General features: G+C 37.2%; 33 protein-coding genes, 2 tRNA genes and 2 pseudogenes. 22 read left to right on the plus strand and 15 right to left on the minus strand.

The annotated features are described in order from the left end of the window. The first annotated feature begins 36 nt into the window (after window positions 1–36). Window positions 37–921 carry an agmatinase gene (gene speB / locus KN1_RS09965; protein ID WP_221287401.1) on the plus strand — a complete coding sequence of 295 codons (885 nt, stop codon included), beginning with the start codon at window positions 37–39 and terminating at the stop codon, window positions 919–921. A 250-nt stretch (window positions 922–1,171) separates the two neighbouring features. Here the strand turns inward: speB and KN1_RS09970 are convergent, their stop codons facing one another. Further along, window positions 1,172–1,849 carry a hypothetical protein gene (locus KN1_RS09970; protein ID WP_221287402.1) on the minus strand — a complete coding sequence of 226 codons (678 nt, stop codon included), beginning with the start codon at window positions 1,847–1,849 and terminating at the stop codon, window positions 1,172–1,174. Window positions 1,850–1,870: 21 nt separating this feature from the next. After that, window positions 1,871–2,041 carry a hypothetical protein gene (locus tag KN1_RS09975; protein ID WP_221287403.1) on the minus strand — a complete coding sequence of 57 codons (171 nt, stop codon included), beginning with the start codon at window positions 2,039–2,041 and terminating at the stop codon, window positions 1,871–1,873. 822 nt (window positions 2,042–2,863) lie between these two features. Between KN1_RS09975 and KN1_RS09980 the strand changes: the two genes are divergently transcribed. Beyond that, complete coding sequence (locus tag KN1_RS09980) at window positions 2,864–3,481, plus strand: GNAT family N-acetyltransferase (protein WP_221287404.1); 618 nt, start codon at window positions 2,864–2,866, stop codon at window positions 3,479–3,481. Here the strand turns inward: KN1_RS09980 and KN1_RS09985 are convergent. Beyond that, window positions 3,446–3,595: a hypothetical protein gene (locus KN1_RS09985; RefSeq protein WP_221287405.1), complete on the minus strand. Its 150-nt coding sequence runs from the start codon at window positions 3,593–3,595 to the stop codon at window positions 3,446–3,448. The genes KN1_RS09980 and KN1_RS09985 overlap by 36 nt on opposite strands. Before the next feature lie 185 nt (window positions 3,596–3,780). Further along, complete coding sequence (locus tag KN1_RS09990; RefSeq protein ID WP_225905647.1) at window positions 3,781–3,999, minus strand: MarR family transcriptional regulator; 219 nt, start codon at window positions 3,997–3,999, stop codon at window positions 3,781–3,783. A 70-nt stretch (window positions 4,000–4,069) separates the two neighbouring features. On the opposite strand from KN1_RS09990, the gene KN1_RS09995 reads away from it, so the two are divergent. Further along, window positions 4,070–4,213: a hypothetical protein gene (locus tag KN1_RS09995; protein ID WP_225905648.1), complete on the plus strand. Its 144-nt coding sequence runs from the start codon at window positions 4,070–4,072 to the stop codon at window positions 4,211–4,213. Window positions 4,214–4,637: 424 nt separating this feature from the next. Continuing rightward, a pseudogene (locus KN1_RS15040) lies at window positions 4,638–4,736 on the plus strand (putative integrase); the annotation flags it as partial. A 33-nt stretch (window positions 4,737–4,769) separates the two neighbouring features. Here the strand turns inward: KN1_RS15040 and KN1_RS10005 are convergent. Further along, window positions 4,770–4,860: transfer RNA gene (locus KN1_RS10005), tRNA-Glu, on the minus strand. Window positions 4,861–5,919: 1,059 nt separating this feature from the next. On the opposite strand from KN1_RS10005, the gene KN1_RS10010 reads away from it, so the two are divergent. The 6 genes and pseudogenes from KN1_RS10010 to KN1_RS10030 all read left to right on the plus strand — a co-directional run bounded on the left by KN1_RS10010 (window position 5,920) and on the right by KN1_RS10030 (window position 8,758). Next, a tRNA-Glu gene (locus KN1_RS10010) sits at window positions 5,920–6,010 on the plus strand. Between the two features lie 96 nt (window positions 6,011–6,106). Then, the gene (locus KN1_RS14775; RefSeq protein ID WP_225905649.1) at window positions 6,107–6,340 is read left to right on the plus strand and encodes a hypothetical protein; all 234 of its coding nucleotides are present in this window, start codon (window positions 6,107–6,109) and stop codon (window positions 6,338–6,340) included. 13 nt (window positions 6,341–6,353) lie between these two features. After that, a complete protein-coding gene (locus tag KN1_RS14780) occupies window positions 6,354–6,512 on the plus strand; it encodes a hypothetical protein (RefSeq protein ID WP_258712505.1) in 159 nt (52 codons plus the stop codon). Continuing rightward, a complete protein-coding gene (locus tag KN1_RS10020) occupies window positions 6,490–6,957 on the plus strand; it encodes a hypothetical protein (protein WP_221287406.1) in 468 nt (155 codons plus the stop codon). The genes KN1_RS14780 and KN1_RS10020 overlap by 23 nt, the downstream gene beginning before the upstream one ends. A gap of 275 nt (window positions 6,958–7,232) precedes the next feature. Continuing rightward, window positions 7,233–7,346, plus strand: a pseudogene (locus KN1_RS10025) (IS110 family transposase); the annotation flags it as partial. 131 nt (window positions 7,347–7,477) lie between these two features. Further along, window positions 7,478–8,758 (plus strand): hypothetical protein, encoded by a 1,281-nt coding sequence (locus tag KN1_RS10030; RefSeq protein WP_221287407.1) that lies wholly within the window; start codon window positions 7,478–7,480, stop codon window positions 8,756–8,758. Between the two features lie 419 nt (window positions 8,759–9,177). Here KN1_RS10030 and KN1_RS10035 read toward each other — a convergent pair whose 3' ends face one another. Together KN1_RS10035 and KN1_RS10045 are read right to left on the minus strand one after the other, a co-directional pair. Then, complete coding sequence (locus KN1_RS10035) at window positions 9,178–9,621, minus strand: hypothetical protein (RefSeq protein ID WP_221287408.1); 444 nt, start codon at window positions 9,619–9,621, stop codon at window positions 9,178–9,180. 145 nt (window positions 9,622–9,766) lie between these two features. Then, on the minus strand, window positions 9,767–9,934 hold the full coding sequence (locus KN1_RS10045; RefSeq protein WP_221287409.1) for a hypothetical protein: 168 nt from the start codon (window positions 9,932–9,934) through the stop codon (window positions 9,767–9,769). A 1,216-nt stretch (window positions 9,935–11,150) separates the two neighbouring features. On the opposite strand from KN1_RS10045, the gene KN1_RS10050 reads away from it, so the two are divergent. Further along, entirely contained in the window at window positions 11,151–11,432 is a 282-nt protein-coding gene (locus KN1_RS10050; RefSeq protein ID WP_221290670.1) for a type II toxin-antitoxin system RelE family toxin, read from the plus strand. A gap of 1,313 nt (window positions 11,433–12,745) precedes the next feature. Here KN1_RS10050 and KN1_RS10055 read toward each other — a convergent pair. Then, complete coding sequence (locus KN1_RS10055) at window positions 12,746–13,093, minus strand: TIGR00304 family membrane protein (protein ID WP_225905650.1); 348 nt, start codon at window positions 13,091–13,093, stop codon at window positions 12,746–12,748. Window positions 13,094–13,133: 40 nt separating this feature from the next. Here KN1_RS10055 and KN1_RS10060 point away from each other — a divergent pair, with 40 nt between their 5' ends. Both KN1_RS10060 and KN1_RS10065 read left to right on the plus strand, forming a co-directional pair. Continuing rightward, on the plus strand, window positions 13,134–14,066 hold the full coding sequence (locus tag KN1_RS10060) for a transcription initiation factor IIB (RefSeq protein WP_221287410.1): 933 nt from the start codon (window positions 13,134–13,136) through the stop codon (window positions 14,064–14,066). Window positions 14,067–14,169: 103 nt separating this feature from the next. After that, the gene (locus tag KN1_RS10065; RefSeq protein WP_221287411.1) at window positions 14,170–14,868 is read left to right on the plus strand and encodes an ABC transporter ATP-binding protein; all 699 of its coding nucleotides are present in this window, start codon (window positions 14,170–14,172) and stop codon (window positions 14,866–14,868) included. On the opposite strand, the gene KN1_RS10070 is transcribed toward KN1_RS10065, so the two are convergent. Further along, window positions 14,865–15,011: a DNA-directed RNA polymerase subunit P gene (locus KN1_RS10070; RefSeq protein WP_221287412.1), complete on the minus strand. Its 147-nt coding sequence runs from the start codon at window positions 15,009–15,011 to the stop codon at window positions 14,865–14,867. The two genes, KN1_RS10065 and KN1_RS10070, sit on opposite strands and share 4 nt — an antisense overlap. Window positions 15,012–15,097: 86 nt before the next feature. On the opposite strand from KN1_RS10070, the gene yciH reads away from it, so the two are divergent. Further along, window positions 15,098–15,397: a stress response translation initiation inhibitor YciH gene (gene yciH, locus KN1_RS10075; protein WP_221290674.1), complete on the plus strand. Its 300-nt coding sequence runs from the start codon at window positions 15,098–15,100 to the stop codon at window positions 15,395–15,397. Window positions 15,398–15,573: 176 nt separating this feature from the next. Here yciH and zfx1 read toward each other — a convergent pair whose 3' ends face one another. Then, window positions 15,574–15,888 (minus strand): zinc-containing ferredoxin Zfx1, encoded by a 315-nt coding sequence (zfx1, locus tag KN1_RS10080; RefSeq protein ID WP_221287413.1) that lies wholly within the window; start codon window positions 15,886–15,888, stop codon window positions 15,574–15,576. 62 nt (window positions 15,889–15,950) lie between these two features. Here zfx1 and KN1_RS10085 point away from each other — a divergent pair, with 62 nt between their 5' ends. The 3 genes from KN1_RS10085 to KN1_RS10095 are packed head-to-tail and all read left to right on the plus strand — an operon-like array spanning window position 15,951 to window position 17,951. Next, complete coding sequence (locus tag KN1_RS10085; RefSeq protein WP_221287414.1) at window positions 15,951–16,529, plus strand: helix-turn-helix domain-containing protein; 579 nt, start codon at window positions 15,951–15,953, stop codon at window positions 16,527–16,529. After that, window positions 16,526–17,500, plus strand: coding sequence for an aminotransferase class I/II-fold pyridoxal phosphate-dependent enzyme (locus KN1_RS10090; protein WP_221287415.1), 975 nt, complete (start codon window positions 16,526–16,528; stop codon window positions 17,498–17,500). The genes KN1_RS10085 and KN1_RS10090 overlap by 4 nt, the downstream gene beginning before the upstream one ends. Window positions 17,501–17,519: 19 nt before the next feature. Continuing rightward, window positions 17,520–17,951, plus strand: coding sequence for a GtrA family protein (locus KN1_RS10095; protein ID WP_221287416.1), 432 nt, complete (start codon window positions 17,520–17,522; stop codon window positions 17,949–17,951). Here KN1_RS10095 and alaXM read toward each other — a convergent pair. Beyond that, window positions 17,948–18,682 (minus strand): alanyl-tRNA editing protein AlaXM, encoded by a 735-nt coding sequence (gene alaXM, locus KN1_RS10100; RefSeq protein ID WP_221287417.1) that lies wholly within the window; start codon window positions 18,680–18,682, stop codon window positions 17,948–17,950. The genes KN1_RS10095 and alaXM overlap by 4 nt on opposite strands. After that, window positions 18,675–18,941 carry a hypothetical protein gene (locus tag KN1_RS10105; RefSeq protein WP_221287418.1) on the minus strand — a complete coding sequence of 89 codons (267 nt, stop codon included), beginning with the start codon at window positions 18,939–18,941 and terminating at the stop codon, window positions 18,675–18,677. Before KN1_RS10105 ends, alaXM begins: the two co-directional genes overlap by 8 nt. A 99-nt stretch (window positions 18,942–19,040) precedes the next feature. Here KN1_RS10105 and cdvB1/B2 point away from each other — a divergent pair, with 99 nt between their 5' ends. Together cdvB1/B2 and KN1_RS10115 are read left to right on the plus strand one after the other, a co-directional pair. Continuing rightward, on the plus strand, window positions 19,041–19,661 hold the full coding sequence (gene cdvB1/B2 / locus KN1_RS10110; RefSeq protein WP_221287419.1) for a cell division protein CdvB1/B2: 621 nt from the start codon (window positions 19,041–19,043) through the stop codon (window positions 19,659–19,661). Window positions 19,662–19,726: 65 nt separating this feature from the next. Then, window positions 19,727–20,872 carry a tryptophan--tRNA ligase gene (locus tag KN1_RS10115; RefSeq protein ID WP_221287420.1) on the plus strand — a complete coding sequence of 382 codons (1,146 nt, stop codon included), beginning with the start codon at window positions 19,727–19,729 and terminating at the stop codon, window positions 20,870–20,872. On the opposite strand, the gene cbp1 is transcribed toward KN1_RS10115, so the two are convergent. Beyond that, entirely contained in the window at window positions 20,841–21,287 is a 447-nt protein-coding gene (gene cbp1, locus KN1_RS10120) for a CRISPR DNA repeat-binding protein Cbp1 (protein WP_221290675.1), read from the minus strand. The two genes, KN1_RS10115 and cbp1, sit on opposite strands and share 32 nt — an antisense overlap. A 161-nt stretch (window positions 21,288–21,448) precedes the next feature. Between cbp1 and KN1_RS10125 the strand changes: the two genes are divergently transcribed. Both KN1_RS10125 and KN1_RS10130 read left to right on the plus strand, forming a co-directional pair. Then, window positions 21,449–22,018: a LysE family transporter gene (locus KN1_RS10125; protein WP_221287421.1), complete on the plus strand. Its 570-nt coding sequence runs from the start codon at window positions 21,449–21,451 to the stop codon at window positions 22,016–22,018. Then, complete coding sequence (locus KN1_RS10130; protein WP_221287422.1) at window positions 22,002–22,724, plus strand: 5-formyltetrahydrofolate cyclo-ligase; 723 nt, start codon at window positions 22,002–22,004, stop codon at window positions 22,722–22,724. Before KN1_RS10125 ends, KN1_RS10130 begins: the two co-directional genes overlap by 17 nt. Here the strand turns inward: KN1_RS10130 and KN1_RS10135 are convergent. Beyond that, entirely contained in the window at window positions 22,692–23,045 is a 354-nt protein-coding gene (locus KN1_RS10135) for a helix-turn-helix domain-containing protein (protein ID WP_221287423.1), read from the minus strand. The two genes, KN1_RS10130 and KN1_RS10135, sit on opposite strands and share 33 nt — an antisense overlap. 105 nt (window positions 23,046–23,150) lie before the next feature. Here KN1_RS10135 and KN1_RS10140 point away from each other — a divergent pair, with 105 nt between their 5' ends. Next, on the plus strand, window positions 23,151–23,372 hold the full coding sequence (locus KN1_RS10140) for a hypothetical protein (protein ID WP_221287424.1): 222 nt from the start codon (window positions 23,151–23,153) through the stop codon (window positions 23,370–23,372). On the opposite strand, the gene KN1_RS10145 is transcribed toward KN1_RS10140, so the two are convergent. Next, entirely contained in the window at window positions 23,360–24,271 is a 912-nt protein-coding gene (locus KN1_RS10145; protein ID WP_221287425.1) for an Mrp/NBP35 family ATP-binding protein, read from the minus strand. The two genes, KN1_RS10140 and KN1_RS10145, sit on opposite strands and share 13 nt — an antisense overlap.

Here is a 24,271-nt window from a genome sequence, read left to right on the forward strand (position 1 = left end):
AGATAAGCATATAAACGGGATAAAAAACTTCTACTCATGGCTGATACTAGACTATTATTTTTGAACGAGAACGTAAGATCCTTCGCAGGCTTCAGTAGACCCTCATCTCCGTTTGTGGTCTTAGGACTACCCATGGACATAACCAGCAGTTTTAGGCCCGGTTCCAGGTTTGCCCCATCAGCGATAAGAGATGCGGCACAGTTTATAGAGTTCTATTCTATACGGAGCGGGATAGACATGGGCGAAGTGGGGTTTAACGACGTAGGAGACGTAGTCATGCACCCCTCGAATGCTGAGGAAAACGTAAGAAGGATAAGTGACGTAGTATCTTATTACGCTGAAAAGGGCAAAGTAGTGATAGGAATAGGCGGAGAGCACACAGTTACAGTAGGGACTACAAGAGGGATCAGGCCGGACTGCTTAATAAGTGTCGACGCCCACCTAGACCTAAGGGACGACTACATGGGGTATAAATATGACCATGCTTGTGTGATGAGGAGGATATCAGAAGAAGGTGTAAAGATAATAGAGATAGGGACTAGGGCTGTCTCTAAAGAGGAGATAGAATACGCTAATTCAAAAGGGATATTATACTTCATCCCCAAGCAGATAAGACTACTCGGAGTAAGGGACGTAGCCCAGAAGATCGTAATGTCCTTGAGGGAATGCCAAAAAATATACATCACCTATGACATGGACGGGATAGATCCCTCTTATGCACCTGGTGTTGCGACACCCGAGCCTGAAGGGCTCGACCCTACTACCGTCCTTGACATAATGTCATTAATAATAGATAAAAGGGTAGTAGGTTTCGACGTAGTCGAAGTATCTCCCCCTTATGACCCGTCTGGGATTACGTCAGTCTTAGGCGCGAAGATAATTATGGAGACAGCTGCGATGGTATGGAAGGCGAGGCAGTAAATATTAAGCTATTTAAACGAGAACCTAAAGGGACGGGAAACCCTTTAGGGAAGAGATATGCTACTTCGTTTTGGAGCGATTTGAATAGAAGTTTATAGTTTTATTATGTACATAATGTTTGACTTGTATTAACTATTTTTACACTAGATTATACTAATTCTAGAACTAATTTTTGAATTCGCAATGGAGACATGAACGACCTTTCTATTGCCTCCCTGACCCTCAAGTATAGTTCAGAGCTGACGTGAGCCTATAGCTCTCCGGGGTGCATGGGAGTCATCCTTTTCATGTAGTATGATGTAACCAAGAGCCCGACAACACCTACAATGAAGGCAGGGAATGAAATCTCTAAATAGTTACTAACGTGTGCAAGGCTCATATATGCCGTTAATGAGTCTAAAAGGCCTAAGGGTGCAACAGAAAGTATATACTTCACGTCCTTTTTCCAGAAAGATAGGTACGCACAAACTCCCCAACTGTAGTGGAGAAATAGAGAGCTCAACCTGTCCATTGTCTTCCCTAAAATAATTACTGCCAACGGTTCAGCTAAAAGGGGCGAGGATATACTAAAATCAGGGGGAAGTAATATACCGTTTAATACTGTGAGGAAGCCTACTAAAAACCCGTTTTCCCAAAAGGCTAAGGATACCCCGTAAGTCTGGGGGTACCGTTTAACAAACCTAGCGAATAGGTATGCAAACCCCGGTTCAGTTATCGCAGTTAGGGCCCCGTAAGCGAGATAAGTGGGTATTTGAGGGGTCTGGAAAAACTGTAGAAAAGATGTCTGGATAACTAGTTTAGTAATGATTGCTGAAAAATACGCCGCAGCTGCAATTCCCAGGACTAATAAACTCCTCTTTACCAGAAAGAGGGGCACCACACCTATGATTAAGGAGATTAAGCCAAGGACTAATATTAGGCTGTTCATGATGATTACATTACCGCGTGCTTATTTAAGATTCCCTTTCATAGATGAAAAGAGAAAATTCCTCGTTTTTTCTATTATATCACTTACTTCATCTTCATTTTCGAGGATAGTCTCGAAGTTTAATATGGTATCCAATACGACCACATAGTCCACAGCGTTTATACCGGGCGGTATACCATTTAATTCCTTCATTTTCCCCGCACCTTTTCACGGGTTTTCAAAACTTTTTGGTAAATTTCCACGGCTATAGGATCTCTAGGTCTAGTAGCGGGGTAAGGTATAGAGCCTTAGCCCTAGAATATTTTGCTTTGAAAATCCCCTTTCTTTTGCCCTTTACAACTTCATAAGCCCTTTATCTTTCACCTTCTTCGGCTTCCGCCAAACTAATGGGTTGTTAATTTTTTGGAGGCCTGTGTCGGGTTTAGATCGCCATTTATTAGTAGTTCGAAGATTTTAACATTGGCCGGGTCAAAAAGGAGGTCAACTTGATCCTTATTTATGACTAAAAACCTTTGCATAACGGTATTATTTTTGAACCTCTACGTTTTATACTTATGAATATAGTCTTTTTCACTATAAATTCAAAAGTAATGTAATGTTTACCTATAAGAGATAACGGGGCTCGCTCACGTCTCCATTGCAAATTGAAATACTCTCTGTCGAATTAATATAATTCTATGTATAAATGATCCAAATACCCTTTGAACTCCTTGTCTAATTAAAGTTATAAACCCTCTTACCCCCACCTATTAGCTTTTTATTAGTATTAGTTTTACTCAATGTATTAACAGTTAAAATAGCTCAATAAGACAAACTAAAATCGCAATGGACCTGCGAACGGCCGTATCACTCCTGCTACTACGATTCCTTCTCTTAGTGTGTAAAAAACAGAAACCCATTTTACGTAACTTTTTGAGGAGATTTGAGTGGAAATCATCTTCCTTAATATTCTATTATCGATTTTCGAATATCAAGATTTATTTATTTGGTTTATCATCTCATATCGAGTAGATATTGAATGAATACCCACGACCTTACAAAACTATTCAGACACCTTTAGGGGACTGTAACATTTACACAATTCAGTCATCTTTTCTAGATAAGTTTAAAAGGTTTGATTGTGGTGAAGAAGAACAGAATGACTTCATAAGGAGGCTTGCAGTAGGGCATTACTTAGCAGGAATTAACCATACGTTCCTTCTGGTTTGCGGTAACGATCTAGTAGGTTTCGTATCATTTTCTAGCTATTCCTTTGAATTTACAGGTGAGGCTAAAAATGAGATGATAAGTGGGTTAAAGGAGGAGTTCACTAATAGAGGTCTCCCTCATGAAATCGAAATATCTTTCAAAAAGCTCCCCGTGTTACTTTTAGGACAACTAGGGATAGACAAGAAATATCAGGGTAAGGGTATAGGGTCAGCTTTAGTTAAACGTTTCGTAATTCCGTACTCGTTAAACTACTGTATCGAGAATAGCTGTATAGGGCTTTTAGTTTATACTAGAACGGCTAAAGACTTTTACGAGAAGCTTGGATTCGAAAAGATTTATGAGAGTAAGAGAGGCACAAATTACTTTTACTCGTTATATAAAAACGTGTTAAGAGCTAGACAGGATGCTTTTTCCTCTAAATGATGACGCTTCCTTAAGAAGCTCTTCATCAACTTTTTCTTTCCTTATAGCCTTCAATATCTTCTCAGCTTCTTCCTTTGTTTCTATAATCATTACACCCTCTTCAACTTTCGCCATCTTTTTACACCAATATATTCAATTCTTTGCTTCTACTTTTAATACTTTCTATTTATCTCTCTTTTAACTCATCACCTTTGGTACACTCTTCTGTTAAAAGCCGAGTTTTGTTAATATAGACTAGATTTTAAAAGAAACCTACTTGGGCTTAGATAGATAATTTTCTATTTGATATAATAACTCTGCTACTTTTCTTCCTTGCCTGTTAAATAGATAATCCTCTTTCTGGTTCTTCCCTCTAATTCATATTTGTCTTCAACTAATCCCTTTTCCTTTAAGGAATCTATAATTTTTGCGATAACACTACCACTTATCCTAGACCGTTTTTGTAGCTCACTTATAGGCAGTCCGTTTTCCTTTAGGAGCTCTAATAACGCTCTGCTTTCGGTTTCTGATAACGGCATTATTTCCTTATTCGATAATCGATAGATTAAGTTTAAGCCAAATTATTCGATAATCGAACATTGAGGAAAGATGGATAAGTTGTTAGAACCTGAAATCCAGATCCTCCTAAATCTAGCTAAAAAAGGGAGACAAAAGAGAACTGAGTTATCTAAGGAATGCAACATAACCTATACTACCCTCATTTACCTTATACTAGCAGTTATTCTACTTTAACGCTACTTAAAGGTTTTTATCAAGGACAATACACCTCCTAAATAATTTTCGACGAATTGGAGGAGCTCCTCCACGCCCATCAGGTTGGTGAGATCCCTGACTTAAGGGTCGGCCCTTTGTAGTGCCAGCCCCTTCTAGTACTTCACTTTTTTCAACAACCCAGACGTAGACCTAGAAACTTTATTAGTATTACTAGTAGTTCAGTATTACCAAGGAAAAGTAGAATAACTGCTTCTAGATTGAATTTTTTGTAAAGCAATGGGATCTTTGCCGTCTTCTTTCAACTCAACGCGTTATTACGGCAAAAATTAACAAGTTGCCTATACTTATAAAGGCGTTTTGGCAACCATAATACGCAACGGAAAATGACGAGAGATAAGACGCGTTATAAATACGGGGATATAATTATACGTGAGAGGAAAGGGTGGTATTATGTTACAAACTAGAGAACGTGAACGGTGACGTAAGGGAAACTTACGTAGGTCCTTTAATTGACGTTGTAGAATCATATCTAAAAATGAAAGATGGAATTGGGGGTATGGGGGAATCCCCCATGTGCCGCGGCCGGGATTTGAACCCGGGCCACAGGCTTGAGAGGCCTGCATACTTACGGCGCGTAGAGCTTGACCGGGCTATACTACCGCGGCATTTATATACTTTTTTATGCCGTTTAAAAGATTTACGTGTAACTATTCCTATGTTGAACATTCGGGAAACTAAGCGCCAAGCTACATCGTCCCATGGGTATAAAAGGGAGTTTTTATTGATTAGGTTTACGACTAACACGATTGGCACAGCTAAGGCTTTATTGGCCTTAACACGCTAATGGTGTCACAAAATTAGGACTACTTACCCTTTGCTTATCTCTTATCAAAAAAAGAATTATAGTGAAATTTTTAGGCCCCCTGTAACGTCTCATACCATTGTCGATACACTATACACGTAAACGGGCTTACTTCTAGACACTTTATAGCATTACTGGTACTTAACCTCACTGAGTAAAAATTCTAGCTTAGCTTATAGGAGAAAAGCACGGTATAATACTCAGTGATTTTACTATTCTACATGTCATATTCTTTTACGGCTCCCATAGCCGTGAATTATACTAGAGGTAATAGGCAGGTAGACCTGACTTTGCACCAATAACATTTTAGTTAATTTTGATCGTAAACTCTACACCCATTTAGGTGAGGCTCTAGCTCGGCTAACTCCGATACTAAACGGCCGCTTACAGTTTATAAGCCCTAAGGGCCTCACAAACTCAGTACTGTGCTCGGCATTAAAGTTTAGAGAGGCGTAAAGGACTTTTTAGATGGAATTAACGAAATATCTTGTATATTCAAGAAATACACTGCGTGTTCTTAGCCGTACCTACAGTGATAAGGGCTAATGAGCTTATCGTTACAGCGGTTTGTAATAAACACTAAGGCGGGACTTTAGTGTGACCTTGAGGCTTAACCGCTTATACCTTTATAAGATTTGGCTATCTTAGGTTAAGGCACCGGGCACAGACCGCGGTTAGGATTTAGGGAACTCACGCTTTTCTTAAGATTTAAAGATTAAACGGTATGTAATTATTAAGCATATTTGTTGTATAATCTGTAAAATGACAACTATTTCAACGTTATTAATCAGTGATTTATAAGATGAATGTTTATAAGTGTTTACGTAAATCTTTTAACCGACTTAGATAGTAAAATATAAATGCCGCGGTAGTATAGCCCGGTCAAGCTCTACGCGCCGTAAGTATGCAGGCCTTTCGAGCCTGTGACCCGGGTTCAAATCCCGGCCGCGGCACTTCTTTTCCCTTAAATTGAAAGAGGGGTGATTTAGGTCGGAAACCATCTAGGAAAAACTGGAAACCATCTTAAACCCAGACTGGAAACTAATGATATGCCAATAATAGATATAGATAAGCTCACAAATGAACAGAAAATTCGATTATTTACATACGCAACTGAAGAAAAGGAAATAACGTATGAACAATTAGGAATTTCAAAAGCTACAAGGTGGCGATATAAGAAAGGGTTGAGGGAGATCCCGAAAGAGGTCCTAGAGAAAGTGCTGCAGTTTCTAGCCCCTGACGAAATTGCGAGAATAGAAGACGTTCTTCCTCATTCTAGCTGAAACAGGGTTAAGGATGGGGGAAGTTTATTCTCTAAGCGTCGAGCAAGTAGACTTGGAGAATGGTATAATTAAATTAATGAAAAATAGCGCCACAAAGAGGGCCTACATCTCATTTCTGCATAGGTATTCGAGAGTATACCTTTACATCTATGATTCTTGTTCCCGGCCCTAAGACTGTTGGTGGTGAGTATACTGATGATTCTATCATGGAGTATGCTAATATGTTGGATGTTGGTGATATTCTTTCTCTAAGTAAGAAGTATGTTTCTAGTGCCAGTAAGGCTGAGGTTACGCTAATATCAGCTCTGGGTTTATCAGCTGCTGTAGCTTCTGCAATTATTGCTATTGTTATCTGGTATGAGGATTGGGAGAGGACTTATGATGAGGCTAGGAAGTATGCTGATACTGCTAAGAACGTGATAGATAGGGTGAGGAATTACCTAAACTCAACACGCCAATATGATTTGTTAAGTTATGTTGATGAATGTGTTGCAGATTCAATTTCCCAACTCGGTAATGAGGCATTAAATGAAGACGAATTATATAACTACACAATAAGGCTGTGTAGCAGAACACAGAACAACCAGGTTTACTATTGGGCTGTAATATCAGATTAACTTACTTTCTGAGATTTTAAAGGACAAGATATTTTTTCCCACGGTTACGAACCCAAATTAGAGGCATGTGTTGCCTTCTAAACAAAGGTTTTCATGCAATTTGAAGGCTTATTTAAAGTGTAATCGAGTAGCAGTTTACGTCTTCTTAAACAGTTAGCATTTATTTGTGAAAGTGCTTAATTAAGGGAGGAAAATTGGTGATAATTCTATAGCAAAATATTAGTAGGAGAGTAGCTTTAACTGATTATATTTAACTTTTTATCTTAGAGTGTGTGGAGCATAAGGGTAGGTTGAAGGGTAAGAAGTTGATTATTGCTTGTGCTAGGAAGCTTGCTGTTATTACTTGGGCTGTGCTGTACTATAATAAACCGTTCAATGTTAACGAGTGATAAGAAGAGCCTTGTTTTTCATAAGTAGTATGGACTATGCTTGATTTTTGATGGAAAGGGTTTTTATACCGGAAGCTCTACACTCTAATTGATTATAGTTAACCTTTTTTTAACTCTTCTCAATTTTTATTGTGTATAGAGTCTTTAAAGATATTCTCTTAAATAGATTTTATTTGCCTCGTAGTATTAGGGCTATAATTATTATAACTCTTCTCAATTTACTATTACCAATAGAATATACACTCAATGGTTTGGGAATTGGAAACGTAAATGCTTTAGCCAGTTCGTCTTCTACTACTAACCTCACTACTGAGCCTATAAATTGTACTCTATCACTTTTCCACGTTATTTTACATTTTGACGTTTCGCAAGAATATATATCCTCATTTAGTACTAGTAATTATAGTGGTTATGTAATATCTAATGCTAATGGTTGGGTTGTTATGAATAATACTAATTATACTTTTACTTATTTCGGGAAAGCTTGTTATAATAATTACACATTTGACACTATTTCCTTAGTAAATACTACCCTTGATGGTGATATATTAGTTAAGATTACGTATAATATAACCTTAATTGATATTCCCGAACCGAATGGTATGGATAGTGTTGCTAAAATCACACGAACTTACATGAATATTAAGGGAATAGAACCGGAAGGAAAGACTACAACCACACAATTCTACTGGTTTAATTATACTAAAAGTGAAGTAGGTAATAACGAGTACAACATATCATTTAACGGTTATGTCGGGGGAATTAAAGCAACGGGTTACGTTGTAGAAGACCCTGGCGTAAACAGTATTACATTATTGAGTGGTTCAATGAATATAGTAGGAAATGATAATAATATTACTGCAATTATAAATGATAATGAAATCACGATATACTCAAATAATAGTAATGATCCAATGACAATAAACATAGACCCTATTCATTTTGTATGCTCCTATTCATGGGGCTATGTAGAAGGAATACTAGTTTTAAGCAATGTTTCAGAGACTTCTGCTACTGATATTGCTCAGACAATAGCTTCTTTAGCAACTCCAATAGGTGGACTTGCCGGTGGTATGATTGGTTTAGTTATAGGTATGTATATAACTTATAATGCTATACAATATAAATATCTTCTCGAGACATACAGCGAGAATGGAGTTGACACGTTATATCTACTGTATGCAACATCATTCGAGAAAGTTAATATACTATTCTGGAGTGGTTGTATTCCTGCTGGAAGCTATGGGGAGACTGGCGTGTATTATAATGGTGAGTATTATCCATTTACAAATAGCTTTACATTATTACTAGTTCCAAACTATAATTTTGGTTACTTCTTATATGAACAACCACACTCTTCAATAATTCCACCATCGCCTCCCTACTCACCACCATGGCATGGCTTCTGGTGATTAATGATGGACAAGTATTATGAGAAAATATTTAGAAGATATGGTTTGTTATTAGTAGTTGTATATTTTATAACTGATATCAGCTTTATTATTCTAATGAAGTTTCCAATTTTTATAATTATAATTATTACGGATATATTTACGGATATATTATTTACACATCGACTAATAATTAAATACAATGTCTATTTCCTTTCATTAATACCTTATATTATGATTGCTAATATTTCAGTAGTTTCAATATCTCAATTACCAACACTCATAGCTGGTTTAACTTATTTACTCATGATAGCAAGTTACATTCTTGCATCAGTCTATTTTATATCGAAATATAAACCGAAAATTCATAATCTAGACATTCAAAGTATTGTAGTGTTTGCCTTTGCACTATTATTCTACTTTTTGTCTTTACTACGCTTTTATGCTTTATGATTGGATGCCGGCCCAAACACTTTTCTTGACGCGTAACGCATTGCGGTGAGTAGTCCGTCTGCTGTGAGCTTCCCTCCAGAGGCTTCAAGCTCTTTTAGGTCTATTTCGACTGGAATTGCACCTAATGCTCTTGCTACTTGAGGTTTGACGTATTCGTTTTCTGGGTCCAAGCCGATTAAGGGCCAGTCCTGATGAATCTGATAGAACCTCCTCTGGATGACCTTATTAGTCATTAACTTCCCTGAGCCAGATTCTCCTAAAATTACAATATTGTAGTTAATCTTTGTGTAAGGATTATAGATTATCTTATTTCCAGTTCCGCTCACGCCCAGAAATATGCCATTTTCTTCAACTATCTCCTCACTACTGATGAAGGGGAAGAAAGGCTTTATCGAACCCGTATCGATAAACTTCTTCTCTATAGAGTTCATGAACGGTATAAATGAATCTCTGGAAGTGCATAAACTAAATACTCTCTATTGAGCTTGGGGCATCCCCCATTTTAGCTTTCAATAATGGTAAATATGTATCGTTTACCTTAACAAAAGGTATTTCAACTTGAGGCATTACCAACTCCTAACTTTTCACATACTTTATTGAAACCAAAATATCGTAAGTACCCTTCTTGTAACCCTTTTCCTCCATAATCCTATCTATCTCTTCTTCTGAATCAGCTTCAGCAGCTATCCTCCTATCATAGTTTATTGCATAATACTTCCTCACTACTTTAACGCTAGTTAGCATTAAATTGAATATAAACTTCCAAAGCTATAACTTTTTTACGTATTCTGTATTCTATGTTTTAGAATAAATAACTTTAAATTCAGGTTCTTTAGGCGTTAAAGACAGGGTTAAACACTGGAATGAGTTATAGACAAGCAGCAGATGCATCATTACAAGCAACGAATTTTAGTGCATTCTGGCAAGATATAGTACAAACCCCTTAAACTTTAAGTGAAAATATTTTTTATTCTATAACCATTTTTATGATTGTGAGTAAGAAAGAGAAAGAAACGCTTCATGCAAGTCCAGAATATTCGGATATGAACTTATATGAAAGGCTGTTATATGATAGCCGCTTTAAGGAGTTATCTAAATACTAGTATTATCAGAGAAAAATAGCGGAAAGAAATGAGGAGTGGTGGGTTAAAAACGCTGGAATGAGTCCTCCATCGTATTATAAACAACAAAAGAAGAAAACAATGAAATCGTCAAGGAAAGGCTCTGTAGTGTGGCCTATATTAAAAATAATGCTAATTTTCGGAGGGGTTTACTTCCTTTTATGGTTACTCGGCCAAATGATGCTTTTAATAAACACTGGGATTCCATGACTTTAATCGGGCTCAAATCTTGTTTTTATAACGATAAATATTCTATATGTGTCCCTAATCCCATCAATCTTAACTATCTTGCCATTTTTAACAAAAAGTATAAATTATCACCAATAAGGTCGATCTCTTTAACGTCTTTCTACAAAAAGTAAAGCTTCATCTTATTTCAAGTTATCCTCCACATACCGTTATTATCGAAAAGCATATTTAGGCATGAAATAGTAGCCTAAGATCGCTATTATGTCGAAAAGTACAAGTCTGTAGTTAAATAACGTAAGCAAAATCACTATAATTGTGAGGGCTAACATCGTTACATCTCTCTTTGTAGAGATGTAATTTAGGTTTTTTTATGAAGGGAATAATAATTGTTTAACCTATCAAGAAGACTCAATTTCTTGTCATGATCATTCTCCATTCTCGTCATGAAAATCTATCTATGTGATCCAAGATGTAAGGAGTACTTTTCTGACTTAGGCATTTCCGAAAAAGAGATTAAGCTTTTTGGATAGGCGATTTTACTATTTATTTAATTATTATTTCTAATGAAATAATATACGAAAATAGAAAGATTTTTAAATCTCTCTTCTATATCTTTTATCGTGGTTTGTGAGAAGTGGGAGATAAAGTTCATGATGAGGAAAGTTAAGGAAGCTAGAGATTTAGCTAGATTTGTTGCTAGAGAATTTTCTAATTTAGAATATTTGATGCTAATTGTTGATAAACTAGAATTGTTAAAAGAAGACCCTGTTAAGTACTCCAGAGAGAAGTTAGGAAAAGACATGTATGGTAATAATATGTTTTCAATAGAGGTTACTGGAGATATAAGGATACTTTACAGTATGGATACAAAAAATTGCATAGTTTTCATTTGGGAGATCGGGTCTCACAAGGACGTTTACGGTCGGGGTTAAGCTCGTAATAAGCTTCAATTAACATTTTCCTAAACTCTTCCAAATCTTCCTTACTCTCAATAACTAAATAACCCTCACCTTTCTCGTCCTTATCTTCAATTCTCATAAGTATATGTTTGTTAAGGACATTAAAAAAGGATATGCTGATTATTCTCATTGAATTTTGAAAAAAAAATATAAAGGCTTTTAGGATATGCACTAGTCGTCAAATTTTGTTGTGAGAAAAATTGAAATAACTCCTTCATTAACAGAGAAAAATAAGCAGACTAGAAAAAGATTAATATAAAGTAAGGAAGTTAGCTCGTCGAATGGTACGACAATTGGTTATTTATACCTTTTGTATATCCCTTCTCATGGAAATATTAAATTGCTGAACATAAGTAATAACAGGACTAATATATCGTTTAGTTATAATTACACGTTCTATATAGAGAATATTACCCTAAATTATAATGTTACAAAATCTGACTATTCTCTATTAATTTATAAGAGCAATGTGAATGCTAACTATACATTGAACTCTTCCTTTAACGGTAGATTATAGTTATTCAATTTTTAATTGGCTGGCTCTTTCCGTAGACCGCAAATTCATTATTCCGAAATTTAACTGTAGAAATTAAAAATTGAATAAAATAGCTTGTCTGATTATTTATTCGATAATAGTAATATAAAACGAAAAGTTATAATGCCTATCTATCTAGAATTAAGTTCATTTAATTATAAAGAGTCTGATAATATAAACCAGTTTATCAAATATAAGTGCAAATAACCTCGAAATCTTACTAAATTTGGGCTATGAGAGCCCTTAATGTACATTTCTAATGTGGGGTTTAATGGATAATATGACCTATACGTAGCCAATATAAAACATTATCTTGACTGTTAGGGCTTGTATATTTACTTTCATATGAAAATTTTGTTAATAAAGTAAATTATATTTATTACGCATTGGACGCTTTCTCCTACTACTTTTTAAGCTATCTCCCGATCTGGAATGGTCGCTTTTACCCTTTCTTCAGCTAGTATCGTAATTCTATTTATTCCTTTTTAACCCCGTAAATACCTCCTTTAACACCTCGTTAGCTGATGTTAGTAACTTATCTGAACCTAATGTACATAAGGTCGTAGGTTAAAAATAAGTATGGTGTTAAATAAGCAATAAGTAGCCAGTTATTGTTAACTCCGTTTTTTATGTTACAATACTAAAAGAAGGTAAATGGTGTATAGAGCCCTTATATCAAGGGAACTGGGCTTACTCTGAGATTTCATGCAGTGCGTTTCGGGAAAAACTCTGTCTGGATAGATAAACTAGGTCATTGTTTAGCTTTCCTCGCAAGTAGTATGGGTATCAAATAGAAGAGTAATGCAATTATTGTGAACGCTAATGCAAAAGCGAACATCATAGGCATTATTGAAGGGTTACCTGCACCGATCACTATTGGGACAGGGCCTAACATTATTACGCCTGCAAAACCGGTGTTAGTACTAGATATGTTAGTAGTGGAAACAGCACTAGCAATTATAAACAGTATCCCAATAAAAGTTAGACTCATTCCTACAATAAAAGCTTTCATATGATAGATTATATCAGTTGATTTTTTAACGGAATCTATGCACTTTTTAAGACCGAAAAGTTTATAAATGTTTCTATCGTCATACATTAAAGGGTTTTTAAATTTTTGTGTATCTGGTGGTGATTTAATGGTAGAAGAAAAGCAAGCTAACGCCCAGCCTTCTTCCTCGATCTGTCCACCCGATAAGATTATTTTTGACGAGGAAAGGGGAGAATATATTTGTACAGAGACTGGAGAGGTAATTGAGGAGAGGATTATTGACCAAGGTCCTGAATGGAGGGCATTCACTCCTGAAGAGAAAGAGAAGAGGAGTAGGGTGGGCGGTCCTCTTAACCAGACCATCCACGATATGGGTATTTCTACGGTCATAGATTGGAAGGATAAGGACGCAATGGGCAGGAGCCTCGACCCTAAGAGGAGGTTGGAAGTACTCAGGTGGAGGAAGTGGCAGATAAGGGCCAGGATACAGTCGTCTATCGATAGAAACCTGGCACAAGCTATGAATGAACTTGAGAGGATAGGGAACTTACTCAATTTGTCTAAGGCCGTAAAGGATGAGGCTGCTCTAATTTACAGGAAAGCTGTAGAGAAAGGCCTAGTTAGAGGTAGGTCAATAGAGAGCGTAGTAGCGGCCTCAATTTACGCCGCGTGTAGGAGGATGAAAATGGCGAGGACGTTAGACGAGATCGCGCAGTTTACAAAGGCTAATAGGAAGGAAGTAGCTAGGTGTTATAGGCTAATACTCAGGGAATTAGATATCGACGTCCCGGTCAGCGACCCCAAGGATTATGTGACGAGGATAGGGACTTTGCTTAACTTAAGCGGGGCTACAATGAGGACTGCGGCTGAAATAATAGAGAAGGCCAAGAACATGGGTCTCACTGCTGGTAAAGACCCTGCGGGATTAGCTGCTGCAGCAATTTATATCGCGGCTTTGTTAAACGACGAAAGGCGTACTCAGAAGGAGATAGCACAAGTAGCGGGGGTCACAGAAGTTACGGTAAGGAATAGGTATAAGGAGTTAACTCAGGAGTTAAAGATCCAGATACCCAGCCAGTAGTATCTCATACTTTTTTACTTTTTCCCCATCTTTCCTTATTTTTTAATAAATTTTATGCGGTTCGACAACTCAATTTTTATTTTATGTTTTCTACTTAAATATTGTGGAATGTATTAGTGTTCGAGATTTAGTCAAAAGGTACGGGGACACTATAGCGTTAAACGGAGTTTCGTTTAAGATAATGTGCGGCGAAAAGTGGGCCCTTTTAGGTCCAAACGGTGCCGGAAAGAGTACGACACTGAAGATACTTGCAGGCTTGATAAAACCTGACGCTGGTGAAGTTAAGATAAAGGGTGATGATCCTACTTCCCTTTCTTCTAAGAGGCGTATAGGATACTTACCTGAGGACGCAGACCCTTTTCCTGCCTTGTCTGTAGAGGATAATTTGAGGTTCATGATGGTGTTAAGGGGTATCAAGGACGAGAAAAGGCTGGAATATTTGATTGAAGTTTTAGAGTTGGACAAATTCAGGAAATATAAAGCAGCTGAGCTTTCTAGAGGGAATAAGCAAAAATTGGCTATTGCTATGACTATTCTCCATTCTCCAGAGATTTTACTCCTTGATGAACCATTAAACTACCTCGACATCCCTACACAGGACCTTGTAATCGACCTTTTTCAGTCTTTAAGGGACTCTACTTTTATTGTCTCTACGCATATAATGTCTGTGGCAAACAAGTTAACTGATAAGGCTATGGTGCTTTCTAACGGGGCTCTAAAATGGATGGGAGACTTTGAAGAACTGAAAGGGATGGGAGAGTCTATTGAAAAAGTTGTTGCAAAGCTTATAAAGGGGGGCTAAATTGCTTTTACTACTTTTATTGTGGGTTTTCTAACCATGAATATTACTTTATACCCACAATAAGGGCACCTTACACCTGGTAGTGCCTTAAGCTGTGTATCATCAAATTCTTTCCAACATTTACCGCACCTATACCTTGCCATCTTTAACATATCTTAAATCCGTAAATATAAACCTAACTGTTAACAGAAAAGTTGAAAAAGCCGTATTAAAAATAAAGTTTCTGAGAATGTCTGATCTCTGTGGCGGATTACCCCCAGATATATGTGAGCAGTTAAATAGAGAAGAACAATTTATTAAAATAAAAGTTGAAAAAAGAAGGTATGGGAAAGAAGTAACGATAATAGAAGGGTTAAATGGGACTGATGCGGATCTCAAGAAGATAGCTTCTGAACTTAAGTCAAAATTAGCGGCTGGAGGAACGGTAAAAAATGGGAAAATAGAATTACAAGGGGATCATAGGGATAGGGTAAAGGAAATACTTACTAAGATGGGGTATCCGGAATCAAACATATTAATTATAGAGTAAGGGAGAAAGAAGAGGAGGAAAGAAAGTATAGAATAAAAATAATAGAGGTGGTATTCATACTTATATAGTTCTTTGCTTGGATATATTTACATAACTTATTTTACAACATTAATATATTTCATATAAGAATTTAATTTCGTGGTTTCTTGTCCTTAGTTAAAAGAAGAAAAAGTATGTTATGGTGGCTTTACATCTATTGCTGCTACTGGGCATACGTTTACGCAAGCCATGCAGAATATACAAGCTTGTTCATTAACGGGGTCTGCTTTTTTCTCCGATGCTGGGTGCCCTGGCGTGTCTAGCCATTGGAATACGTTTACGGGACAAGCATTTATACACGAACCGTCTGCTATACACAAGTCAAAATCTACTCCTACTATTGTCCCGTGAATTCCCAGTACTTTAGGTGGTTCGACAGGCCCGTATACTTTATGCCCACTATGTTCTTCTACGACTTGCCTACTCGTTCTGTAATTCGGATCTATACCCATTCTAATCCCCGATTACTAATTGTAATTAGTTTAAAATATTTTAAACCCCTAAATATTTCGGGATGCTACTCCACGTCCAACTACAAACGCCTATAGAAGAATGGGCGAGAAACTTAGTTTATTGTAAGAGTTCTTTTAGCGTTCTTGATATAAAATTAGATAATGAAGAGGTTAAGTTATTTATTGAATTAAAAGGGACTTTTCCTCAGGAATTTCAAAATTTATTTACCAAAGTAGATAAAGATGTATATTTAGGGACACTAAGGGTAAAATCTGAAATTGGTAAAATTTTATCTAAATATACTATTATTCAAGGTTATGGGATACACGATTCGTTGGTCTGGGTGCTAGTCCTGGAAGGGTATCAGGAGTTAAGAAAATTACTAAGAGAGTTCATAGATTCTAGGATCGATGTCAAAGTCTTAAAAGTAGTTAAAGCTAAGTCTAAGAGTGTTATAACTGCTAGGCAAGAGCAGATTGTGAGGATCGCTCTAGAAGCTGGTTACTACGATTATCCGCGTAAAGTAACGCTCAAGAAACTCGCTGAGAAATTAAACGTGAGTCTTTCTACCCTCGATGAGATCCTCAGGAGGGCTGAAAAAAATATAATTGAGACATATCTAAGGGAGAAGGGACTATGAGGCATGGCGGGACTAGATGGGGAAGGGGAGGTCCTGAAAACATAATTGACTTTAGTGTTAACCTCAACCCATTGGGAGTCCCTGATTTTATAAGAGAACTAATAGAGGAAGCTGTAAGGAAAGAGGTCTATACTTACTATCCCCCCGTTGATGATTATCGAAATATTAAGGAGCTAGTTGCGGAGATTTACGGTGTGGATCCGGAGCTGGTAGGAGTCTTTAACGGTTCTTCGGAAGCTATTTCTCTGCTCCCAGCCTGCTCAGTGCCTGAGCCAAATTTTTCTGAGTATAAGAGGTTAAAGAGTTATTTCGCTAAAGAATTAGAAGACCGCTTTGAGTACCATCTACCTCTAGATGAAATGTGTGTGGTCACCAGTAACCCGGTGAACCCTACGGGTAGCGCAATAAAGGAGGAGGAAATAATCGAGTACCTGCAAAGGGGTAATAGGTTATTCCTAGACGAATCTTTTATAGACTTAAGTACATTAGAAAACAATTTCAAACTTGCAGAAGAATTTAAGAATTTAACTGTAATTTCATCCTTTACTAAGTCCCTATCAGTCCCAGGTTTGAGATTAGGTTTTAGTATAGGGTATTTGTCACGAGATCTCGAGAAGAGAGCTCCACCATGGAGGATAAATAGTATTTCATACTATGTATTTTCGAATATAGACTCAAGGGAATTGAAGAAATTTCTATCCTTATCACGTTCTTATGTAAAGAGCCTTATAGATTCGTTTTCTTCTCCCTTTAGGTGGTATAGGACTACTACTAGTTTTGTATTAGTTGAATTTCCAATTGAAACTTCTATTCTTAACCTCAGGTTGAGGTCACTTGGGTACCAGATTAGAGAGCCAGAAGGTTTTATAGGGCTTAGGAAGACCCACGGTAGAGTCGCAATTAATAACAGTACTCCATATTTGTTAAGACTTATTTCAGAAGTTCTAAATAGTGAAAAGTTTTATAAATAGTAATGTAAGATTTAAACATGTGCTTGAAAAAATCATAAAATATTCCATTGTGGGTGGCATAGGGACAATCGTTAACGAGGGTATACTTTTAGCACTTAAACCTGTACTACCAATAGCGTTATCTCTTGCTCTGGCTATAGAAGTCTCAATACTCTCTAATTTTCTACTTAACGATATATGGACGTTCAGAAGAGAAAGAGTAGGCACGTTTATAGGAAGGATGTTGAAGTTCCACTTTTCATCTATAATAGGTGGTGCGGTACAGTATGCCGTAGTGATAGCTTTAGTTATATTGTTTGTCCATTATGCTAGTTTTACTTCTTTGCTCTTTCTATTATTTTTCTCGTCAGTACATTTGTCCTCATTTTATCTTGCTGTAATGAACTTTATAGGGATAATAGCAGGTTTCGGAGTTAGGTTTATATTGAGTATAAAATATGTTTGGGCTTAAGGTTTCACTGTGTAGTATATCCTTTTTCTGTTCTTTCCCTTATTTTCTACCTTCAATAACGATATTTCCCCGATTTCTGAGGTATTTTTAACGTGAGGGCCGCCATCGGCTTGGATATCGATTCCTTCTATTTCTACTATCCTCCATACTTCAAGGTCTGGCGGCATTCGTTCGGCTAATTTTACCACCCCCGGGATTTTCAGGGCTTCATCTCTCCTCAGAAAATATACTTTAACGGGAATCGACTGTTTAGCTATCTCATTAGCTTCCTCAACTATTTTTTGAAGTATTTCTTTACTCTCTATAGGGAAATCGTCCTTAGCGTAATCTGGTGAGATGTTCCCTCCGGTTATTTTTGCACCGTATTTTGTATATGCAATAGAAGCTATGATATGTGAGGCAGTGTGAAGTCGCATCATTCTGTACCTCCTAGCCCAGTCTATTTCCCCTTTTATTTTCACGTTTGTTTTAAAAAATTGATAATCACTGAGTTTGTGGTATATTTCCCCATTTATCTCTTTCACTTCTAAAATTTCGTATTTATTTCCATTTATTTGGATAAATCCTTTGTCTGGCTCTAACCCTCCACCACCTGGATAAAATGCTGTCCTATCAAGGACTATCCCTTCTTGGGTTATGTCTACTACTGTTGCGTCAAACTCCCTAATGTACGAGTCGAAGAGGTATAACTTTTTGTTTAATGGGCTTGAAGGAGGAAAAATTTCACTCATAAGTCCTCACTTTTTTTAAGGAGACTATATACGTCCCGTAGTAAGTTTCATATTTAATACTTTCAGGCTCAACATATGTGGGCAGTGATATTATTTTAATCACGCTGTTTGTCTCTTTATCATAAACATAAAGCTGCCTTTTATTGGCTTTTACTAGGAGCTTATTACTATCCCTTCCCCTTAAGTCTATTATTACTGTAAGTTGGTCTTTTCCAAGTAATATGTCTACTTCTGGGTCATCATCAATAACTGTAGGCAACACCTATCCCAACAGATCTTATTTACTTAAACCCTATTAAAGGCATATTATTTAGTCAACCCCTTTATAAATCTTTCGTTGCTAATATATTAATTGCCCATGTTGGGTAAAGAGTTCCAAAAAATGTGGAATGGCAATGAGAAGCAAAAGATCCCCAAGAGCAAGGACCCCTTGAAGATGAGGTTAATACAAGCACAGTATAGAGTTAGGTCTATGATAAGTAGGCTTGACGCTTATGTTGCTAGGATGCAGGAGAGGGATAGGACGTTATTCGAAAGGGTAGTAGAGGCTCAGATGTCAAAAGACTACACGAGGGCAGCGATGTATGCAAATGAGGTCGCAGAAATAAGGAAAATTACTAAACAGCTACTTACTACGCAGATAGCCTTAGAGCAAGTCTCTTTGAGACTGGAGACCGTGACTGAGTTAGGAGATGTGTACGTTAACTTGATACCAGTAATGGGAGTAATTAACGAGTTAAAGGGGACCTTAAAAGGAGTAATGCCTGAACTATCCATAGAACTCTCAGAGTTAGGTGACGGTCTACAAGAAGTAGTAATTGAGGCGGGTGAATTTGGCGGAGTGAGTAATGCTGGAGTAGCTTCTTCGCCAGAGGCAAGAAAGATATTGGACGAGGCAGCGATGGTAGCAGAGCAGAGAATGAAGGAACAATTCCCAGAGTTACCTGCTTCAGGTATTGTCCAGAACCAGAAGACATAAAGTTGATAGTTTATCCGTCCCTTTTAATTTAATCCTTTTTATATTAATCTAAACCCTATTTATTTATGGCACAAGACTTTAACGTGACTCCTTGGGAGGTCAAGGGGAAAGTCGATTATGACAAGTTAATCGTCCAGTTTGGCACTCAGAAACTAACTGAGGAATTGAAAGAAAAGACAAGGAGGCTGATAAACGACGAACTGCATGTAATGCTGAGGCGCAACGTGTTTTTTTCCCACAGAGATTACGACCTAATTTTAAAAGATTATGAGGAGGGGAAAGGGTTTTTCCTCTACACTGGTAGAGCGCCTTCTTTAGGTATGCACATTGGTCACTTAATTCCCTTTATATTTACTAAGTGGTTACAAGATAAATTCAAGGTTAACGTGTATATAGAGTTGACTGATGACGAAAAGTTTATGAGGAATTTAGATTATTCATTAGACCAAACTAGGCAGTGGGCTTACGACAATATCCTCGATATTATTGCTGTAGGTTTTGACCCAGATAAGACGTTTATATTTCAGGACACTGAATACATTAAAAACATGTACCCTGTTGCAATAAAAATAGCTAAAAAATTGACTTTTAATGAAGTAAGGGCTACTTTCGGTCTAGATACTTCATCGAACATAGGGATTATCTTTTATCCTGCATTACAGATTGCCCCAACAATGTTTGAGCATAAGAGGTGTTTGATCCCAGCTGGTATTGACCAAGACCCGTACTGGAGATTACAGAGGGATATAGCAGAAAGCCTGGGCTATTATAAAGCAGCTCAAATTCACAGTAAGTTTCTACCCCCTTTGACCGGGCCTGAGGGTAAAATGAGTTCTTCTCAGCCTGAATCTGCGATTTATTTAACAGATGGCCCTGAGACTGTTAAGAATAAAATTATGAAGTATGCTTTTTCAGGAGGCCAACCCACTATCGAGCTTCACAGAAAGTACGGTGGGAACCCGGATATTGACGTCTCTTTTCAGTGGCTGTATATGTTCTTTGAGCCTGATGACAGTAAGATAAAGAAGATTGAGGAGGAGTATAGGAGTGGTAAGATGCTTACCGGAGAGTTAAAGTCGATATTGGTAGAGAAATTAAATGACTTCCTTATAGAACATAGAAATAAAAGGGAGGAAGCTAAAAAGTTAGTGAATACGTTCAAGTACGAGGGAGAGCTAGCTAGAGAGATGTGGAAGAAGATTCATGAATAGATTTATATAATCCCATCTTTTTTAAGTGGTAGACCACTAGGTTAGTAGATTTTCCTAACTGTTTTGCAATTTTATATATAGACTCGCCTCTCTTATACATTTCTTCGATCATTTTTATTTCGTCACTATTTAGTTTCCTGACCCTCCTTCCTAAATTATGTCTCTGCAATATTCTTAGGACTGTTGATTCACTTACATGGAGTTCTTTACTGATAGCCCTAGCACTCTTACCTTGTTTTGCAAACTCTATAATTTTACTCTCATCAACCTTATTGTTCCTGAGTTTTACTCCAGACTTAATTAAGACATTTCTAACTTTCCCGTAGCTTAACCCTGTAAGAGAGGATATATTTCTTATAGAGTAACCTTGTTCATAAAGCAACTTGATTTTTTCTTCTATTTCACTTTGCATAATGATTAGACCAATACCACTTAAAATAAACTTTTTCCAGATTTATCGTGTGTTAACTAGGTAGAGAAAACTGTAGGGGTTAAAAAAGAAGTGAACCCTTATAACAAATTATTTTTGCCCGTAATCGCTTTAAGTTTAAAGGGTCTTGATAAATAGTTAGTTTGATGGACACCCTTTACATCGTATTAATAGGAACCTTGATGGGTCTATCAATAGCTGCTCCTCCAGGTCCTATAAATGCTATGATGGCACACGAGTCGTTAGAATCCCCACTACATGGTACAAGCGTAGGGGCAGGGGCTATGACGGCTGATTTTATCTTTTTCTTGCTGACTTTTTTCTTTAAATCTTTAATTCCTTCAAAATACCTCTTTATCTTTTACTTAGTAGGGGGAGTTTATATGTTATATCTTGCGTATGGGGTTTGGAAAGCTAAGGTTATGAATGTCACTGTAAAAGGTAGTTACATAAAAGGTTTAACTACGGCCATAGTTAACCCTTACCAAATAGGTTGGTGGTTGACTTTCGGAATTTCAATGCTAGACCAGTTTTCCGTATATATAGCTCCTGGCTTCTTTCTCGGGATTTTAATATGGATTTTCTTATTCCCTGCAGTAATTAGTAGATTCGGTAAAAATTACGTGCTGTACGTTAAGCTTTTCTCCCTTATTGTGTTAGTATTCTTTGGAGTATATTTCCTTTATCAAGGTGCCTTATATGCAATCAAAGTCTGAAATAAGGGAAAGGATATGGAGTTTAATGGAAGAAAGGAATATAGCCGCATTCCCGAGGCCGGTTTTTGGCAGAATACCTAATTTTAAAGGGGCAGAAAAGGCCGCAGAGAATTTATCTAGGACTGATGAGTTTAAGGAGGCAAAATTCGTAAAAATTAACCCTGATTCTCCCCAGAGGCCCCTTAGGGAGCTTGCATTAAGGGCAGGGAAAATTGTTTTAGTCCCGACACCAAGGCTTAGAGGAGATTTTTATCTATTAGACCCTGCTAAGATAGGGAATTTTAAGGCAGCGTCTAAAATTTCTGGCTTCCCAAAGTACGGTGAAGTAGCAGATATCTATAGTATCCCTAAAATAGATATGGTAGTAGTAGGGAGCGTGGCAGTTACTTTAACGGGAGATAGAGTAGGGAAGGGTGAGGGGTATAGTGAACTGGAATTCGCTATTCTGAGAGAACTGGGTAAAGTCGACGAGTATACGCCGGTCGTTACTACTGTTCATGACATCCAAATAGTAGATGAAATACCAGTTGAACCATATGATGTCCCCTTAGATTTAATTGCTACTCCTACTACGGTAATAAGGGTTAAAAGGTTAAGAAAGAAACCGGAAGGACTTCTCTTAAATTATTTATCTAAAGAAAAGATTAACGAGACGCCTTTTTTAAAGAAATATCTAAGTCAGAGAAATACTAATAACAGCTTTTAGTTCTCTGCATAAATCCTCAGCTTTTTTCGCTAATTTTTCCTTAAGTTCTTCTCTTCTTACGTTGTAAATATACTTAGGTCTTCCACCTCTGCTGTTTCCTCCTTTTTCTTTTTCTATTAATCCAGCATCCGCAAGTTTCTTTAAGACTAAGCTAGTCCTACTTTTACTTATCCCCAGTTCAGCAGATATAGTGTCTACGTCTTTACCTCCCTTGCTCTCAAGGATTTTTAAGAATGCATCAATTTCGGCCTCCGATAGACCGTAAGCTACAGCGAGGAATCTTTTGAAAATCGTAATTTTTTCATTAATTTCAATACTCATTTTTTCACACCTTTCATCTTTTATATTTAATATTCATTTTTTTAAACTTAACTACTATTTTAGCTTTACACTTATTATTTTTAAATTATTGTATAATCCGGTAGTATGAATAAGGAGGAATTGAAGGCAGTAATACTTCAGGTATTGAAAGATAATAAAAATGAGGGCTTGACATCAACTCAAATTAGAAATATTTTAATCGACAAAGGAGTAGAGTTCAATATGATTGAATTTAGAGAAGTGCTTGCTGACCTAACTAGGGAAGGTAAGGTGAAAAAAATACCAGACTATCAATCAAAGAAGTTTAAGTTTTTCTATGAAGGCTGATCACTGCTGTTTTGTTCTACCACGTGAATTACTTTTTCAGCTATGTTCATGAACTCCTTTGATGCGGGGTCGTCAGGGTATTTTAGGAAGAAGGGTTCACCTAAGTCATTAGCTTGTGCTACCACCGGGTCTAAAGGTATTTGCCCTAATAATGGTACACCCATTTCCTCAGCCATTTTCTTTCCTTTTCCTTCTCCGAATATGTAATAAGGTTTGTTATCGCTAGGACACAGGAAGTAGCTCATATTCTCTACTACACCTAAGATTTTCGCGTTTATGGTCTTTGCGAATGTAATTGACCTCTTAACCGCTAGTGTGGATACTTCAGAGGGTATGGTAACTATTATCATCCCGGTGAGGTTCGGGACTAATTGGGCAACTGATAAAGCCTCATCTCCGGTGCCAGGTGGCATGTCTATAATGAGGTAATCAAGCTCTCCCCACTTAACATCTCCTAAAAACTGTTTAATTGCCGTATGTTTAATAGCTCCTCTCCATACTACTGGTGTATCATCTCTAGGTAGGAGGAAATCTATTGAAACAACTTTTATACCGAAAGGTCCAACGACTGGGTTTATATCTCCTTTATCATCAGCAGTAAGGTATTGTCCTCTTACTCCCAACATCTTTGGGACTGAGGGACCGTGAAAGTCGACATCAACTATTCCTACGCTTCTTCCTGCAGCAGCTAACGCCATTGCAAGATTAGATGAAACGAATGACTTACCTACTCCTCCCTTTCCGCTTAATACCGCTATTTTATACTTAACTGTTTTCATTTTCATCTGTATTTTCAGGTCAGCAGCTTGAGGAGCCTGTGGTGCCGTTTTTCTCAAGTCTCTCGGCTGTCTACTAGGTTGTGGAGAAGAGATCCTGAACGGGTTATTTCCGCTACTCAA

The organism is Stygiolobus caldivivus (assembly GCF_019704315.1).
Lineage (GTDB): Archaea > Thermoproteota > Thermoprotei_A > Sulfolobales > Sulfolobaceae > Stygiolobus > Stygiolobus caldivivus.

Excerpts from the sequence above, each read along its gene's own strand:
- speB (WP_221287401.1), top strand. The coding sequence starts at position 37 with ATGGCTGATACTAGACTATTATTTTTGAACGAGAACGTAAGATCCTTC.
- KN1_RS09970 (WP_221287402.1), bottom strand. The coding sequence starts at position 1,849 with ATGAACAGCCTAATATTAGTCCTTGGCTTAATCTCCTTAATCATAGGT.
- KN1_RS09975 (WP_221287403.1), bottom strand. The coding sequence starts at position 2,041 with ATGAAGGAATTAAATGGTATACCGCCCGGTATAAACGCTGTGGACTAT.
- KN1_RS09985 (WP_221287405.1), bottom strand. The coding sequence starts at position 3,595 with ATGGCGAAAGTTGAAGAGGGTGTAATGATTATAGAAACAAAGGAAGAA.
- KN1_RS09990 (WP_225905647.1), bottom strand. The coding sequence starts at position 3,999 with ATGCCGTTATCAGAAACCGAAAGCAGAGCGTTATTAGAGCTCCTAAAG.
- KN1_RS09995 (WP_225905648.1), top strand. The coding sequence starts at position 4,070 with ATGGATAAGTTGTTAGAACCTGAAATCCAGATCCTCCTAAATCTAGCT.
- KN1_RS14775 (WP_225905649.1), top strand. The coding sequence starts at position 6,107 with ATGCCAATAATAGATATAGATAAGCTCACAAATGAACAGAAAATTCGA.
- KN1_RS14780 (WP_258712505.1), top strand. The coding sequence starts at position 6,354 with ATGGGGGAAGTTTATTCTCTAAGCGTCGAGCAAGTAGACTTGGAGAAT.
- KN1_RS10020 (WP_221287406.1), top strand. The coding sequence starts at position 6,490 with ATGATTCTTGTTCCCGGCCCTAAGACTGTTGGTGGTGAGTATACTGAT.
- KN1_RS10035 (WP_221287408.1), bottom strand. The coding sequence starts at position 9,621 with ATGAACTCTATAGAGAAGAAGTTTATCGATACGGGTTCGATAAAGCCT.
- KN1_RS10045 (WP_221287409.1), bottom strand. The coding sequence starts at position 9,934 with ATGCTAACTAGCGTTAAAGTAGTGAGGAAGTATTATGCAATAAACTAT.
- KN1_RS10050 (WP_221290670.1), top strand. The coding sequence starts at position 11,151 with ATGATGAGGAAAGTTAAGGAAGCTAGAGATTTAGCTAGATTTGTTGCT.
- KN1_RS10055 (WP_225905650.1), bottom strand. The coding sequence starts at position 13,093 with ATGTATGACGATAGAAACATTTATAAACTTTTCGGTCTTAAAAAGTGC.
- KN1_RS10060 (WP_221287410.1), top strand. The coding sequence starts at position 13,134 with ATGGTAGAAGAAAAGCAAGCTAACGCCCAGCCTTCTTCCTCGATCTGT.
- KN1_RS10070 (WP_221287412.1), bottom strand. The coding sequence starts at position 15,011 with ATGGCAAGGTATAGGTGCGGTAAATGTTGGAAAGAATTTGATGATACA.
- yciH (WP_221290674.1), top strand. The coding sequence starts at position 15,098 with ATGTCTGATCTCTGTGGCGGATTACCCCCAGATATATGTGAGCAGTTA.
- zfx1 (WP_221287413.1), bottom strand. The coding sequence starts at position 15,888 with ATGGGTATAGATCCGAATTACAGAACGAGTAGGCAAGTCGTAGAAGAA.
- KN1_RS10085 (WP_221287414.1), top strand. The coding sequence starts at position 15,951 with ATGCTACTCCACGTCCAACTACAAACGCCTATAGAAGAATGGGCGAGA.
- KN1_RS10090 (WP_221287415.1), top strand. The coding sequence starts at position 16,526 with ATGAGGCATGGCGGGACTAGATGGGGAAGGGGAGGTCCTGAAAACATA.
- alaXM (WP_221287417.1), bottom strand. The coding sequence starts at position 18,682 with ATGAGTGAAATTTTTCCTCCTTCAAGCCCATTAAACAAAAAGTTATAC.
- cdvB1/B2 (WP_221287419.1), top strand. The coding sequence starts at position 19,041 with ATGTTGGGTAAAGAGTTCCAAAAAATGTGGAATGGCAATGAGAAGCAA.
- KN1_RS10115 (WP_221287420.1), top strand. The coding sequence starts at position 19,727 with ATGGCACAAGACTTTAACGTGACTCCTTGGGAGGTCAAGGGGAAAGTC.
- KN1_RS10125 (WP_221287421.1), top strand. The coding sequence starts at position 21,449 with ATGGACACCCTTTACATCGTATTAATAGGAACCTTGATGGGTCTATCA.
- KN1_RS10130 (WP_221287422.1), top strand. The coding sequence starts at position 22,002 with ATGCAATCAAAGTCTGAAATAAGGGAAAGGATATGGAGTTTAATGGAA.
- KN1_RS10135 (WP_221287423.1), bottom strand. The coding sequence starts at position 23,045 with ATGAGTATTGAAATTAATGAAAAAATTACGATTTTCAAAAGATTCCTC.
- KN1_RS10140 (WP_221287424.1), top strand. The coding sequence starts at position 23,151 with ATGAATAAGGAGGAATTGAAGGCAGTAATACTTCAGGTATTGAAAGAT.